14 protein-coding genes are annotated in these 14,676 nt (G+C 60.3%); 10 read left to right on the top strand and 4 right to left on the bottom strand.

All coding sequences use genetic code 11. From position 1 onward, the window contains the following. Window positions 1-282: 282 nt before the first annotated feature. The 4 genes from FIU92_RS14420 (at window position 283) to holA (ending at window position 4,878) form a co-directional block, all read left to right on the top strand. Window positions 283-765, top strand: coding sequence for a DUF3576 domain-containing protein (locus tag FIU92_RS14420; protein WP_152459265.1), 483 nt, complete (start codon window positions 283-285; stop codon window positions 763-765). A gap of 72 nt (window positions 766-837) precedes the next feature. After that, window positions 838-3,375 (top strand): leucine--tRNA ligase, encoded by a 2,538-nt coding sequence (leuS, locus tag FIU92_RS14425; protein WP_152459266.1) that lies wholly within the window; start codon window positions 838-840, stop codon window positions 3,373-3,375. Further along, a complete protein-coding gene (lptE, locus tag FIU92_RS14430) occupies window positions 3,362-3,853 on the top strand; it encodes an LPS assembly lipoprotein LptE (RefSeq protein WP_152459267.1) in 492 nt (163 codons plus the stop codon). Before leuS ends, lptE begins: the two co-directional genes overlap by 14 nt. Next, a complete protein-coding gene (gene holA / locus FIU92_RS14435; RefSeq protein ID WP_152459268.1) occupies window positions 3,850-4,878 on the top strand; it encodes a DNA polymerase III subunit delta in 1,029 nt (342 codons plus the stop codon). The genes lptE and holA overlap by 4 nt, the downstream gene beginning before the upstream one ends. A 1-nt stretch (window position 4,879) precedes the next feature. Here holA and FIU92_RS14440 read toward each other — a convergent pair whose 3' ends face one another. After that, window positions 4,880-6,064: a TIGR03862 family flavoprotein gene (locus FIU92_RS14440; protein ID WP_152459269.1), complete on the bottom strand. Its 1,185-nt coding sequence runs from the start codon at window positions 6,062-6,064 to the stop codon at window positions 4,880-4,882. Between the two features lie 48 nt (window positions 6,065-6,112). On the opposite strand from FIU92_RS14440, the gene FIU92_RS14445 reads away from it, so the two are divergent. Then, complete coding sequence (locus FIU92_RS14445) at window positions 6,113-6,409, top strand: HNH endonuclease (RefSeq protein ID WP_152459270.1); 297 nt, start codon at window positions 6,113-6,115, stop codon at window positions 6,407-6,409. On the opposite strand, the gene FIU92_RS14450 is transcribed toward FIU92_RS14445, so the two are convergent. From FIU92_RS14450 to FIU92_RS14460, 3 genes are read right to left on the bottom strand one after another with little or no spacing between them, the layout of a single operon-like run. Next, a complete protein-coding gene (locus FIU92_RS14450; protein WP_152459271.1) occupies window positions 6,410-7,147 on the bottom strand; it encodes a VOC family protein in 738 nt (245 codons plus the stop codon). Continuing rightward, the gene (locus FIU92_RS14455) at window positions 7,144-7,752 is read right to left on the bottom strand and encodes an enoyl-CoA hydratase/isomerase family protein (RefSeq protein ID WP_152459272.1); all 609 of its coding nucleotides are present in this window, start codon (window positions 7,750-7,752) and stop codon (window positions 7,144-7,146) included. Before FIU92_RS14455 ends, FIU92_RS14450 begins: the two co-directional genes overlap by 4 nt. Continuing rightward, complete coding sequence (locus tag FIU92_RS14460; RefSeq protein WP_152459273.1) at window positions 7,749-8,492, bottom strand: SDR family oxidoreductase; 744 nt, start codon at window positions 8,490-8,492, stop codon at window positions 7,749-7,751. The genes FIU92_RS14455 and FIU92_RS14460 overlap by 4 nt, the downstream gene beginning before the upstream one ends. Window positions 8,493-8,599: 107 nt before the next feature. On the opposite strand from FIU92_RS14460, the gene FIU92_RS14465 reads away from it, so the two are divergent. The 5 genes from FIU92_RS14465 (at window position 8,600) to lpxK (ending at window position 14,676) form a co-directional block, all read left to right on the top strand. Then, complete coding sequence (locus FIU92_RS14465) at window positions 8,600-10,147, top strand: DUF2125 domain-containing protein (protein ID WP_254705316.1); 1,548 nt, start codon at window positions 8,600-8,602, stop codon at window positions 10,145-10,147. A gap of 172 nt (window positions 10,148-10,319) precedes the next feature. Beyond that, window positions 10,320-11,666 (top strand): TldD/PmbA family protein, encoded by a 1,347-nt coding sequence (locus tag FIU92_RS14470; RefSeq protein ID WP_152459275.1) that lies wholly within the window; start codon window positions 10,320-10,322, stop codon window positions 11,664-11,666. After that, complete coding sequence (locus FIU92_RS14475; protein ID WP_152459276.1) at window positions 11,653-12,453, top strand: 3'(2'),5'-bisphosphate nucleotidase CysQ; 801 nt, start codon at window positions 11,653-11,655, stop codon at window positions 12,451-12,453. Before FIU92_RS14470 ends, FIU92_RS14475 begins: the two co-directional genes overlap by 14 nt. Continuing rightward, entirely contained in the window at window positions 12,450-13,688 is a 1,239-nt protein-coding gene (locus tag FIU92_RS14480; protein WP_152459277.1) for a 3-deoxy-D-manno-octulosonic acid transferase, read from the top strand. The genes FIU92_RS14475 and FIU92_RS14480 overlap by 4 nt, the downstream gene beginning before the upstream one ends. Beyond that, on the top strand, window positions 13,675-14,676 hold the full coding sequence (gene lpxK / locus FIU92_RS14485; RefSeq protein WP_152459278.1) for a tetraacyldisaccharide 4'-kinase: 1,002 nt from the start codon (window positions 13,675-13,677) through the stop codon (window positions 14,674-14,676). Before FIU92_RS14480 ends, lpxK begins: the two co-directional genes overlap by 14 nt.

Consider the following 14,676-nt stretch of genomic DNA (forward strand, 5'->3'; position numbering starts at 1 on the left):
GTTTCCCTCGGTTTCATTCAAAAGAGTTATCTACTCGACACATGCCTCGGCATATGTCTCAGCACGGACACCGTTTCGCTCTTTTTGCCCCCATTGCGCAAGCTTGGCATAAACCCGGTCACGTCATTGGGGTCAGATTGGTGCAAGGATGCCACAGTTCGTTTTTGCCCGGATCAGGCTGACACGCTTACATTTCAGAAGAATAGGCTTGTTGCAGCGAGGGTCCTTGGCTAGGAGTATGCCCTGAATACTGCACAACAAGTGAAACAGGACCTGCTGACAATGCGCCTGCCTACGATTTTGGGATTAATCATGCTGACCACCACTATTGCGGCATGCGGGCAGAATCGAAGCACTTCGACTTATTCCCCCAATCCCGCCAGCGGTAATTCCGATGAACGCGAGTTGAACGACCCTGAACGTACCACGCTTTGGGACATTTTCGATCGCAGCACGGCCGAGCAGACCACCAATGTAAACCGGTACTTGTGGGCAGCTTCTCTGGACATATTGAACTTCTTGCCTGTGCAGGAGGTCGATCCGTTTACCGGAGTGATCGTAACGGGTTACGGCACTCCTCCGGGCGGAGGACGGTCATACAGGGCGACCGTACACATCAGTGATCCGGCGCTTGCGGCGCGGTCTTTGTCCGTCGCCCTGCAATCCAGCGGAGGCGCCCCGGTAAGCGCGGCAACAACCCGCGCGGTGGAGGATGCGATTCTGTCCCGCGCGCGTCAGCTGCGTATCGCGGACAACAAGTTCTAGCACTCCGCCGAAAATCACACTAATACCACGCCGGGTTCCTACCCGGCGTTTTCATTCACGAAGGACCGCACAATGTCGCGCTATTCGGCCACCGAAATCGAAGCAAAATGGCAAGAAGCCTGGGACAAGGCAGGTATCTTCACCGCCAACCACAAGGCGGACAAGCCGAAATACTATGTGCTTGAGATGTTCCCCTACCCGTCCGGCCGAATCCATATGGGGCATGTGCGCAACTATACGATGGGCGACGTCATCGCGCGGCACAAGCTGGCCACCGGGCACAATGTTCTGCACCCCATGGGCTGGGACGCGTTCGGAATGCCGGCGGAAAACGCTGCCATGGCGATCGGCGGCCACCCCAAAGAGTGGACTTACGGCAATATCGCCGACATGCGCGCCCAGATGAAGCCGCTGGGCCTGTCGATCGACTGGTCCCGTGAATTCGCCACATGTGATCCGGAATACTATGGCCAGCAGCAGGCGCTGTTCCTCGACATGCTCGAGGCCGGGCTGGTCTATCGCAAGAACGCCGTGGTCAACTGGGATCCGGTGGACATGACCGTTCTGGCCAATGAACAGGTGGAAAACGGGCGCGGCTGGCGCTCGGGTGCGCTGGTGGAACGGCGCGAGCTGACGCAGTGGTTCTTCAAGATCTCGGATTATTCCGAAGAACTGCTGAACGCTCTGGACACGCTGGAAAACTGGCCCGCCAAGGTTCGGCTGATGCAGGAAAACTGGATCGGCAAGTCGCGCGGCCTGCAATTCGGGTTCGAACGCACCGATGGTGGGGAACCGATCACTGTCTACACGACGCGCCCCGACACGCTGCTGGGCGCGTCCTTCGTGGGGATTTCGCCCGATCACCCGATCGCCAAACAGCTTGAGGCCGAAAACCCGGAAGTCGCTGAATTCGTTGCCGAATGCCGCAAGGGCGGCACCACAGAAGAGGCCATCGAAACTGGCGAAAAGCTGGGTTTCGATACCGGCATCCGCGTCAAGCACCCGCTGGACCCGAACTGGGAACTGCCTGTCTGGATCGCCAATTTCATCCTGATGGATTACGGCACCGGTGCGATCTTCGCCTGCCCGGCCCATGACCAGCGCGACCTTGATTTCTGCCGCAAATACGATCTGCCGGTGATCGATACGTTCTTTGCGCTGGACGACGACACGCCGGTCGACAAGATCGCCTTTGTCCCGCCAAAGACCGAGAAAGTCCGCTGGGTGAACCATTTCGCAGGCTTGACCGAAGCAACCGGAGAAGAAGCGATCAACACCACCATCGATTTCGCCGAAAAAGCCGGTTGGGGCGAAGGGGTCACGAAATATCGCCTGCGAGACTGGGGCTTGAGCCGTCAGCGCTATTGGGGTTGTCCGATTCCTGTCGTTCACTGCGAAAGCTGTGGTGTGGTCCCTGAAAAGAAAGAGAACCTTCCGGTTCGCCTGCCCGATGATGTCACCTTCGACAAACCGGGCAACCCGCTGGACCGCCACCCGACCTGGCGCGACTGCGCCTGCCCAAACTGTGGCGCCCCTGCCAAGCGCGAGACCGACACGATGGACACATTCGTGGATTCGTCATGGTATTTCGCCCGGTTCACCGCTCCGCGCGCGGAAACGCCCACCGATCTGGCCGAGGCGGAATACTGGATGAATGTAGACCAGTATATCGGCGGGATCGAACACGCGATTCTGCACCTGCTGTATTCGCGGTTCTTCGCCCGCGCGATGAACATCACCGGGCATTTGCCGGACAAAGCCATCGAACCCTTCGACGCGCTGTTCACGCAGGGCATGGTGACGCACGAGATCTACCAGACCCGCGATGCCAACGGTCGTCCGGTCTTTCACCTGCCCGAGGAGGTCACAGACGGAAAACTGGCTGACGGCACACAGGTCGAGATCATCCCATCGGCCAAAATGTCAAAGTCCAAGAAGAACGTTGTCGACCCGGTCAGCATCATCTCGGCCTTCGGCGCCGATACCGCGCGCTGGTTCGTGCTGTCCGATTCGCCACCCGAACGGGACGTGGAATGGACGGCTGCGGGGGCCGAGGCCGCGTACAAGCATCTCAACCGTGTCTGGAATCTCTGCGACAAGATCGGCGCCATGGACCCGAACGCCACGGGTGAAGGCGATGAGGAACTGCTGCGCGAGATGCACAAAACCATCCGCGATGTGACATTGGGTGTTGAAAGCTTTGGCTTCAACGCGGCCATCGCCAAGCTTTATGCCTTCACCAACACGCTGGCGAAATCCAAGGCAGGTGCTGCGGCCCAAAAGCAGGCCATCAAAACGCTGGCACAGCTGATGTCGCCGATGACACCACATCTGGCGGAAGATATTTGGGCCCATCAGGGCGGCGAAGGCCTTGTGGCCGTTGCGCCATGGCCCGTCGCCGACGAGGCAATGCTGGTTGATGACACTGTCACCTTGCCGATTCAGATCAACGGCAAGCGTCGCGCGGAAATCAGCGTGGCCAAGGATCTGGACAAAGCCGAGGTTGAAAAAATTGCGCTCAGCACCGAAGCTGTTCAAAAGGCGCTGGAAGGGAATGCGCCGAAGAAAGTGATCGTCGTTCCGGGCCGGATTGTGAATGTTGTCGTTTGATCGCAGAACGTTTTTGCTGATGCCGCTGGCGCTGGCCGCCTGCGGCTTTGAGCCCGTCTATGCACCTGGCGGATCGGGTTCGGCCTTGTATGGCCGCGTCGAGGTGTCGGCGCCCAACACCGTGGAAAGCTATTTGCTGGTCCAAAATCTGGAACAACAACTGGGGCGAAGCGCCGGGTCGGTGAACGATTACAAGCTGGATGTTCAGGTTTCGACCGTAACGCGTGGCGCAGCAATCACCACCACAAACGAAACGCAGCGCTACACCATCGACGGAAGCGCACAATACAACCTGCGGTCCAACGCAACCGGTCAGATCATCGCCTCGGGCTCGGTGGCGGATTTTGTGTCATATTCTGCCGCAGGATCGACCGTTTCCACATTGGCGGATGAGCGCGATGCCAAGAGACGGCTGATGATGATTCTGTCGGGTCAGATCATGAACCGACTTTACGCCACACCGGATCTGGCCGCATGAAGCTGAGCCCGCGCGAGGCTGAGGGGTATTTTGCCAAGCCGGACGCGGACAAGACCGGGCTGCTTATCTATGGCGCGGATGCGATGCGGGTTGCGCTTAAGCGGCAGCAGGTGCTGGCCGCTCTGCTTGGCCCCCAAGCCGAAGAAGAAATGCGCCTGACCCGCATGCCCGGTGGCGATCTGCGTGGTGATCCCGCCCTGCTGCTGGACGCGGTCAAGGCGGTCGGCTTCTTTCCCGGTCCACGTGCCGTTTTCGTGGAAGACGCAACCGAAACCGCGGCGTCGGCAATTCTGGCCGCGCTCGAAGATTGGGCCCCCGGAGACGCCCAGATCATCGTGACCGCGGGGCAATTGAAACCCAGCTCGAAAATCCGCAAGGCGTTCGAAGGCCACCCTGCCGCCTATGCCGTCGGCATTTATGACGACCCGCCCTCACGCGCCGAAGTGGAACGGGTTCTTGCCGAGTCGGGTATGAAAAACGTGCCCCGAGATGTCATGTCTGCAATCAGCGAATTGGCAGTAAGCCTCAGCCCCGGTGATTTCGCCCAAACGATTGAAAAACTGTCTCTTTACAAACGCGGTGACAGCACTGATTTGACAATCGAAGATATCGAGGCCTGCGCCCCGCGCTCGACCGAGGCGGCGCTGGATGATGTTCTCAACGTCGTTGCCGAAGGCCGCGCCGGTGAGATCGGGCCTCTGATCCGGAGGTTGCAGGCGCAGGGCACCAATGGCGTGACTCTGTGCATCGGAGCGATGCGGCATTTTCGGACACTCTATGCCTGCGCTTCTGATCCCGGTGGTGCTGCGCAGGGCATCGGCAAGCTGCGTCCGCCGGTTTACGGCAAACGGCGTGACCGTATCCTGCGGCAGGCACAAGGTTGGGGTGCGGCCAAGCTGCAAACCGCGCTTACGGTTCTGACCGATACGGATTTGGCGCTGCGGTCTGCGGGGCAGACAGCCCCCGCAATGGCGCTGGTGGAACGCGCGATGATCCGTTTGGCGATGTTGGCGCGATCCCGCTAGGTCAATCAGCCTTTTCCAGCCAGTCGGCGGCAGACCGACCGGCCCAGCGCCCGGTCGCCAGGCAAGCCGTAAGCAGATAGCCCCCGGTCGGGGCCTCCCAATCCAGCATTTCCCCGGCGCAGAACACACCCGGCAGGGCTGTCAGCATCAGCCCGTCATCCAGCGCTGTCCGTTTGATACCACCTGCGGTCGAAATGGCTTCGTCCATCGGGCGAAGGCCGGCATGCCGGATAGGCAGCTTTTTCAACATGCTCACCTGCACGGATTGAGAGTGTCCGCCGCGTTTTGCCATTTCATGAAACAGGGCGATTTTCTGAGCAGACAAGTTCAGCGATTTTCTCATCCACTGGGACAGCGTTGTTTTCGACCGTTTCGCGGACAACCGCGCCAGCAGAGCCTGTTGGTCCAGATCAGGCGTCAGATCAGCAAACAATGGCTGCCCCGCGCGCAACGCCGGTGTCAGCGAGTACAGCCCTCCGCCTTCCAGACCGGTTCTGGAAATCGCAGCCTCTCCTCGGCTTTCCAAATCGCCTGCCATCCATCGGATCGATTTCAATGCGGCCCCGAAATGGGGCTGCATATGTGGGCTCCAATCAACGGAAATGGCTGAGTTCGCGGGTTCAAAGGGTGCTAAAGCCACGTCTTTTCCGGCCAATATCTGCGCCCAGTGACCGTCCGAGCCAAGGCGGGCCCAGCTTGCACCGCCCAGTGCCAGCACGGTGACATCCGTCGAAACACTGCGCCGCCCGTCCGGAGTGTCGAACACCGGCGCATCACTTTCCCAGCCAGTCCAACGCCAGCGGGTCCTGATCTCGACCCCGGCCTTGTCCAATCGTGCCAACCAGGCCCGCAACAAGGGCGAGGCCTTCATTGCTTCGGGAAACACGCGCCCCGTCGAGCCGACAAACAACGTCTGCCCCAACCCGCGCGCCCAGTGCTGAACAGCTTCGGCATCAAATTCAGACATGATCGGACGCAACCAATCTGCCGCTTCACCATAGGCGCGGATCAGGTCGTCAAGCGGCTCGTCCTTGGTCAGGTTCAGCCCCGATTTCCCGGCCATCAGGAGCTTGCGCGCGACCGAAGGTTTGGCCTCGGCCACCAACACGGAATGCCCGGCTGCGGCCAGCTGTTCGGCCGCCATCAACCCGGCGGGGCCTGCTCCGATCACCACTGCATGCGCCATTCGCACCCTCTTGCCTTCGCCCGTCACAGGCGCAAGTTTCACATCATCATGACGAACAGCGATCCGATCTGCCCGCTTTGCGGCCGCCCGATCCCCAATGGGGGTGGCAGCCTGCATCATCTGATCCCAAAACTCAAAGGAGGCAAGGGCGGACCTACCGTTCTGCTGCATCAGATCTGCCACAAAGAGGTGCACGCCACCCTGACCGAAGCCGAACTGGCACGCAGTTTCAACACGGTCGAGGCCCTGCGTGCGCATCCAAGGCTCGAGAAATTTTTGACTTGGGTCCGCAAACGTCCACCCGGGTTTCGTTCGAAAGTTCCGGGCAAGCGGCGCGGGCGCTGATCAACCTGGCAGGATCTGGCCGCCGACAATATCTGTGAGAGGTTCGGACAGGCCTTCGATCTCGATACCCTGAAAGTCCGGCACATGGGCGAATTGTGCGCCCGCAACATGCTGGAATTCCAACGTCGTATAGGCGCGTTTCCACAGCCATTCGCGGTTTTCAACAGCCCAAAGTTCAGAATTGGGCGGGGTTTCGTTGGTAAAGGCATAGAAATGCAGGTCAAAGCCGTAAGGGGCGACCTCCTGCATTGACAGCAACGACATGCCCCGGGCGCGCCAGAACGCGTCTTCGGAGGCAATATCGCCGGTTCGAAGGGTAATCTGACCGATCCGAGCCTGCGCAAAAGGCGCGTCGGGGTCCGCTGCATACGGCGGCCGGTTGCCTTCGAAATCATGTTGCAGCAGTTCGATGACGAACCCTTCGGGATCCGCAAGATGGCACATATAGCCGATGTCCAGAAACTGGTTCGGCGTGCTCACTGGTACGTCGAACCTGCGCAGATGAGCCGCAGCAAGATCGACATCCGGAACGGTGATTCCTATCTTCCAGTACCGCTGCCCCTTGTCATGGGTGTACCCTCCTCCACCCGGCAGCAACAAAATATCTGCGTCTGCACCGTCATAGCCGACACGGTAGCCGGTTTCTGCTGGGCCGACGGACATGCCCAGAATGTCGCGATAAAACGCGGCCAGCCGATCCGGGTCGGCGACCCGCAGGCGCAGTGCAGACAGCCTCATGAGCACAACCTTGCGATTCCCGCCGCGATCTCGGGGTCGGCGTTCACGCTGTCGGCCACCAGATCGCGTGCGGTTTGCATCAGGTGATCGGGATCCACAATTCGGTCCACGAGGCCAAATTCATACGCCTCCTGCGCGGTGATTTTCTGACCCGCCAAAAGGATCAACTTGGCCCTTGCCGGTCCGACCAGAGCCGCCAGCCGCGCGGGGTCGGACGGTTGTGGCAGAAACCCCAGCTTCATCACCGGATAGAAGAACTTGGCCGACGGCACGGCAATGCGCAGATCACAGGCCAGCGCCATACCGTTGGCCCCGCCTGCCAAAGTGCCGTTCAGTGCGGCAACGGTCAGACAGGGCAACGCGGCAATGGCGCCGGACAGCCTTTCCCAGACATCCGATTTGGCCAGACCGGCGCGCGCTTCGTCCAGATCTGCCCCAGCGCTGAACACTTTGCCCGCGCCGGTCAGGATCAACGCCTTGGCCTCTGTCGCGGATTCGGCGATCTCGGCCAGTTCCGCCAGCATGGCCCCGGTCAGGGCGTTCGCCTTGCCGGGATTGTTGATCGTGACGGTCCACAGGCCGCCTTCTTTGGTCAAATCGATCATATCAGCCCGGCCCGTTTGCGAATGTCTTCAAGCCGCAGCGAAATTTCAGTGCCAAGGAATTCATCGGCATCATCCGAGCACATCCACAACAGCGCCTGTGCGGGCCAGTCCGCGGGGATATGCACATCCCAGTCCAGCTGACTGACTGGATTTATGCCGCTGGCCTTGATCGACCGCTGCATATCGGTGGCCACCGTCCCCGGTGACAGGCCCATGGCGCGAATACCATTATGGGCTTCTTCCAGATGCAGACATTCCGTGAGCATCTTGGCCCCGGCCTTCGAGGCGCAATAATGGCTCCAGGCTTCGACCGGGTTCGATGCTGCACCGGACGAGATCGTCAGAATGCTCCCTCCTCCCGCAGCCCGCATCACCGGCAACGCCGCGCGCATCCCGTAGAAAATACCTTTCAGGTTGATGTCGATGGCCTTGCTCCACGCCTCGGTGTCAGCATTCGAGAGATGAAAGATCGGATCGATCACACCCGCGTTGCCGATCAGAACATCCAACCCACCGAACCGGTCCACGCATGTGGCCACGGCTTGTTCCACCTGCGCGAAATCGCTGACGTCACAGGCCAATGCGATGGCCTGATCGCCCAATGCGGCCGCCAGAGCGTCAATCTGGTCCTTGCTGCGAGCCACCAATGCGACATTGGCGCCGGCTGCGGCAAAAACGCGCCCTGCCTCGGCCCCAATTCCTCGGCTGGCCCCGGTTATGAGAACAGTTTTTCCCTGCATTTGCCCTTCCTCACGCATTGTAATCTCTGTCGGCTACAGCCGTAGCGCGTAAACGGGGAAAGGGTCCAGCCCTTGCCCCCTTGACGATACCCGCCACAAAACCGACCATGCGCCACAAATTGATCAAGAAGGGTTACCTTATGTCCGTTTTCCTTCGCCGCAGCTGCGGCGCTGCCCTGGCTTATGCCGTTGCCACCCAAGGGGCGTTTGCCGATCTGTCGGCCGATGACGTCTGGTCCGATTGGCAGAGCTATTTCACCTCGATGGGTTACACCGTCACAGGAGACGAAAGCACCTCGGGCGACGTCACCACGATTTCCAACATAACACTTTCAGTGGCCCTTCCCGAAGAGGACGGACGGTTTCAGATGGTCATGCCGGAAATGACACTGACCGAAAATGGTGACGGGACCGTTACCATTGACCTGCCGGAAAGCTTTCCCATGGAAATCACCGGTCAGGCCGAAGACGAAAACTTCGCAGCCACTGTCACCTATTCCCACAACCAACTGAAAATGGTCGTGTCAGGCACACCGGACGACATGACCTATGACTACAAGGCTGACAATCTGGGCGTGAAACTGGATTCGATTGAGGTCGATGGTGAGACTCTGCCCAAGGATGTGTTTGGCATCGATGTCCAAGCAAGCGATCTGTCCGGCAGCTCGCGGATGCAGATCGGTGACAATCGGAACATCAGCCAGACGTTCAACGCAGCCACGTTAACTTATGATCTGAACTTTCAGGATCCTGAAAGCGGCGAAAACGGGTTGATCAACGGTCAACTCGATCAACTGGCATTTGAGGGCAACAATGTGGTCCCGCCGGATTTTGACTTTTCGGACCCAGAAGCCTTTTACAAAGCCGGTTTTTCGTTTGACGGCACCTTCACCTATGCCGCGGGCAGCACGGATCTGAGCGGGACCAGCGAAGGTCAGGCGTTCTCGATGAACAGCACGTCCGAAGGCGGGCGTTTTGCAGCCAGCATCGATGCAGAGCGTATCGTCTATGACATTGACCAGAACAGCACGAAGATGGCCGTTACCACGGCGGGCCTGCCGTTCCCGATCGAACTTTCGATGGCCAAGGCGGGCCTGAACTTCGAATTCCCCATCCAGCAATCGGACGAGGTTCAACCCTTCGGCTTTGGGCTGAACCTGACCGATTTCACCATGTCGGACATATTGTGGGGCATTTTCGATCCTGCGGGCGCGTTGCCGCGTGATCCGGCGACGATTGCGCTGGATGCGACAGGAACCGCGAAAGTGCTGATGAATATCTTCGATCCTGAAATCGACGTCGAATCCGACGAAGCCCCGGGGGAATTGCACTCGCTGAAGATCAACGAACTGCTGGTTTCGTTGGTTGGCGCCAAACTGACCGGTGACGGTGATTTTGCTTTCGACAACACCAATACCGAAGAGTTTGATGGCCTGCCCAGCCCAAGCGGCGTGGCGAACCTTCAGCTGGTTGGCGCCAACCAGTTGATCGACACCCTGATCGGAATGGGAATCATCTCGGACGAAGACGCGCTGGGTGCCCGCATGATGATGGGTCTGATGGCAGTTCCGGGCGAAGAACCGGACACTTTGAACTCGAAGATCGAGTTCACCGAAGACGGCCAGATCCTGGCGAATGGTCAGCGTATCAAGTGACAATCAACGGAAAGGGCCGCGCAACATGCGGCCCTTTCTCTGTCCTGCCAACCCCTGCCCAAACCTCTGAAACGGCACGGGTTCACCGCGATCCTCAACGCACAATCTGGTCACAGGTCTTGCGAGACGGGCGGTCCAAGGCTAGGTCCTTGGCAATCAACCCGGAGGCCTCATGACCTGCTCACCAGAAGAAATCAGCCATCACTTGCTTGACGTGGCCCGCAAGGCAGGCGCGGACGCGGCGGATGCCATCGTTATCGACGGATCCTCTGTTTCCGTCGAAGTGCGGGGCGGCGCGCTGGAACATGCCGAACGCTCGGAAGGGACTGATTTGGGATTGCGGGTGTTTCTGGGCAAACGATCCGCCATTGTGTCCAGTTCCGACAGCCGCCCTGAAACCCTGCGCGCCATGGCGGAACGAGCTGTCGCGATGGCCAGGGAGGCCCCCGAAGATCCGTTTTCCGGACTGGCTGACAAGGACCAGCTGGTCACAGACTGGGACATAGAGTCACTGGAACTGTCAGACCCCGCCCCGGCCCCGTCTGCCGAAGCCCTGATGCAGGATGCTCTGACGGCCGAGGCCGCAGCGCTGGCCGTCGCCGGTGTCACCCAGGTGTCGGATGCGGCCGCAAGTTACGGGACCCACCATGTGCATCTGGCCGCGACAAACGGGTTCACCGGCGGATACGCGCGCAGCAGCAGGTCGGTTTCCTGTGTTGCGATCTCGGGCGAAGGCACCGGGATGGAACGGGACTATGACGGCGACAGCCGGACGTTCCAATCCGACCTGCGCAGCGCGGAAGAAATCGGGCGCACAGCAGGCGAACGCGCCGTGCAACAGGTTGGTGCGCGCAAACCTGTGACGGGAAGTTTTCCGGTGCTCTTCGACGAACGGATCTCGTCTTCGCTCATCGGCCACCTTCTGGCCGCCAGCAATGGCGCGGCGATCGCACGGGGCGCATCCTGGCTCAAGGATTGTTTGGGGCAGGACGTTCTGCCCGCGCACCTGTCCCTGATCGAAGACCCGCACCGCCCGCGCATTTCGGGCTCGCGTCCCTTTGATGCCGAGGGTCTGCCGACACAACGCCGGGCAATCGTGGAAAACGGCGTTCTGACCGGCTGGACGTTGGACCTGTCAAGCGGGCGAAAACTGGATATGGTGTCCACGGGAAATGCCGCTCGTGGGGTCTCGGGCCCGCCATCGCCCAGCAACTGGAACCTGAGCCTGACACAAGGTGACCAAAGCCGCGCCGACCTGCTGCGCGATATGGGGACCGGGTTGCTGGTCACATCCATGATCGGATCGACGATCAACCCCAATACCGGTGACTATTCAAGGGGTGCATCGGGCTTCTGGGTCGAGAATGGCGAGATCACGCATCCGGTCAATGAATGCACCATCGCAGGCAATCTGCGGGACATGCTGCGCCGGATCATCCCGGCGAACGATGCCCGCCCATACCTGTCGCGCGTGGTTCCGTCGCTTCTGATCGAAGGAATGACACTTGCCGGCAACTGATCTGCCCCTGCTGATCGAGGCGGCGCTGGAGGCCGGCAAGATCGCCACGCGCTATTCCGGCACGCAAGCACAGCGCTGGGACAAACCCGATGGCGCCGGCCCAGTGACCGAGGCAGATCTTGCCGTGAACACGATGCTGGAGGAGCGGTTGTGTTCGGTGCGACCGGGCTATGGCTGGCTAAGTGAGGAATCCGAGGATTCCACCGACCGGCTGGACCGTAACAGCACTTTCATCATCGACCCGATCGACGGCACCCGGAGCTTTGCAGAAGGCGCGCGCACCTGGGCACATTCCATAGCCGTCGCCGATAACGGCGTGGTGACGGCGGCGGTCATTTACCTGCCGATGCGGGATTTGCTGTACACGGCGGCACAGGGTCAGGGCGCCACTCTCAATGGTAAGACGATCACGACCTCGGATACCGCAGAGCTTTTGCAATCAGAAATTCTGGCCGCCAAGCCAAATCTTGACGCTCGGCACTGGCGCGACGCGCAGGCGCCAGATTTCGAACGCGCGTATCGCCCGTCACTTGCCTATCGCATGGCTTTGGTTGCGCAGGGTCGGTTCGATGGCATGCTGACCCTGCGCCCCAGTTGGGAATGGGATATTGCCGCCGGCGACCTGATCATCCGAGAGGCCGGCGGCGTGTGTTCCGACCGTACGGGTCAACGGCTGATCTTCAACAATATGCATCCCAGGTTGAACGGCGTGATCGCCGCCAGCGCCTCGATTCATCAGCAACTGTCGGCACTGCTGGATCCGGCCGGGCCGGGAATCGGAACATGAGCAAACCGCGCTCACTCAGCCTGGCCGCCTACAGGGTGTTGTCATGGGGGTTGCGCAACGGGGTTGCGCCGCAATCCAACCCGCCGCGCCCCGAAGGTGAGTTGCTATGGATCCATGTTGCCACACCGGATCGGCTGCGGGCTGTGACCGACTTCTGCCGTCGGCTGTCGCAGGTCAGGGCCAAGCTGAATTTCCTGCTGACAGCCCCCCCGGATGAGGATCTGTCCAACTGGCCGGACAGCAGGTTCCCTTTGATCAACCTGCCACAGGAACAGAGTGGCGCCGCCCGCGAGTTTATCGAATACTGGCGTCCGAACATGGGGTTGTGGGTCGGTGGCGATCTGATGCCCAACATTGTCACGCGCGCTGACGAACAGGCGATCCCGCTGGTCCTGTTCGACGCCCAATTCAGCGTCACACTGTCCCGGAACGCCCGTTGGTTGCCGGACATCACGCGGGTGACCTTTGACTGTTTCCGCAAGATTCTCACGCCATCCGCCGAGACGGCTCGACAGATCCGCCGCCTCGGAATCCAATCCGGAAAAGTTGCGGAATCACCGCCTTTGCGGATCAGCCCCAACCCCCGGCCCTGGCCAGAAGACGAACTTATCGAGACCACTCATACACTTGCCGGGCGTCCGGTTTGGCTGGCAGCATGGGTTCAGGACAAGGAATTCATCTCGGTTCTGACAGCCCACCGTCAGGCGCTGCGGATGCTGCATCGGCTGGTTCTGGTGTTGCACGTGGCAAACGAGCCGGAAGTCTCGCCGCTGAGACGGCGGCTGGAATCGATGGACCTGCGCTGCATCAACTGGGATGAAGGGGACATGATTGAAGACACCACTCAGGTCGTCCTGACATCGGACCCCGAAAACCTGGGCCTGTGGCATCGCATGGCACCAGTGACCTTCATGGGCAGCTCGCTGGAACGCGGCGCGGGCGGTCAGGACCCGTCCGAAGCAATCGCGCTGGGGTCTGCGATCATGTTCGGACCATATGTGCATCGCCATCAGGAATTCTATTCCAGCCTGCAACAGGTGAACGCCGCCAAAGAGGTTAAGACGGCAACCGAACTGGGCGACGCCGTTGTGCAGCTTCTGGCACCGGATCAAGCTGCCGGCATGGCGTTGGCTGGATGGCAGTTGTTGACCGAAGGCGCACCGCAGGCTGACGCCCTGATCGAAATGGTGCAGGATATTCTGGATCAGCGGAGTGCGGATCATGCGGGCACCTGATTTCTGGAACACGACCCCGGACCAACCGGATCTGAGGGCGCGCCTACTGACACCGTTGGGGCGCCTATATGCAGCGGCAACCGCCCGAAGGATCGCCTCGGAATCCGGCGAAAAGCCGGGTGTGCCCGTGATCTGTATCGGCAACCTCAATGCTGGTGGAACCGGTAAAACACCAACGGTGATCTGGACCCTTGAACAGCTTCGAGGCGCCTGGCACGAACCACATGTCGTCACGCGGGGGCACGGAGGCTCTTTGGACGGGCCGGTGCAGGTTGATCCGGCCCGGCACACGGCTGCCGAAGTAGGAGACGAGCCGCTGCTTCTGGCGATGTTTGCCGAAGTCTGGGTTGCAAAGGACAGAGCGGCGGGCGCACGGGCCGCCGCAGCGGCGGGCGCCACGGTAATCGTGCTGGATGACGGGTTTCAAAACCCCTCGGTGGCCAAGGATTTCTCGATCATTGTTGTCGATGCTCAACGCGGGTTCGGAAACGGTTTGTGCCTGCCTGCCGGGCCACTGCGGGAACCGGTCGACATCGGGTTGAAACGGGCCGACCTTGTGTTGTCTCTGGGCGATGAGGCCGCGCAAATGGCTTTCACCGCTCAGTGGGGCGACAAGTTGTCCGTTCCCCATGTCACCGGAGCAATCGAGCCCCTGCAAACCGGCATGGACTGGACCGGCACACGCGCTTTGGCATTTGCCGGGATCGGCCACCCCGAGAAGTTCTTCAAAACCCTGCGGCAGCTGGGCGTAGACCTGGTCCGCGCCGAAGCCCTGGACGATCACCAGCCTCTGACTCAGGCACTGATGGCCCGTCTGGAAAACGAGGCGCGCCAACTGGGTGCTCAGATGATAACGACCGAGAAAGATGCCGTACGTCTGCCCCCGGCTTTTCGGAGCAAAGTGATCACTCTGCCGGTGCGTCTGCGAGTCGGCGAAACTGACAAGGTCCGCGACATGCTGCTGAAGGCAGCACCTGCACCACAATAG

Source organism: Ruegeria sp. THAF33 (genome assembly GCF_009363615.1).
Classification (GTDB): domain Bacteria; phylum Pseudomonadota; class Alphaproteobacteria; order Rhodobacterales; family Rhodobacteraceae; genus Ruegeria.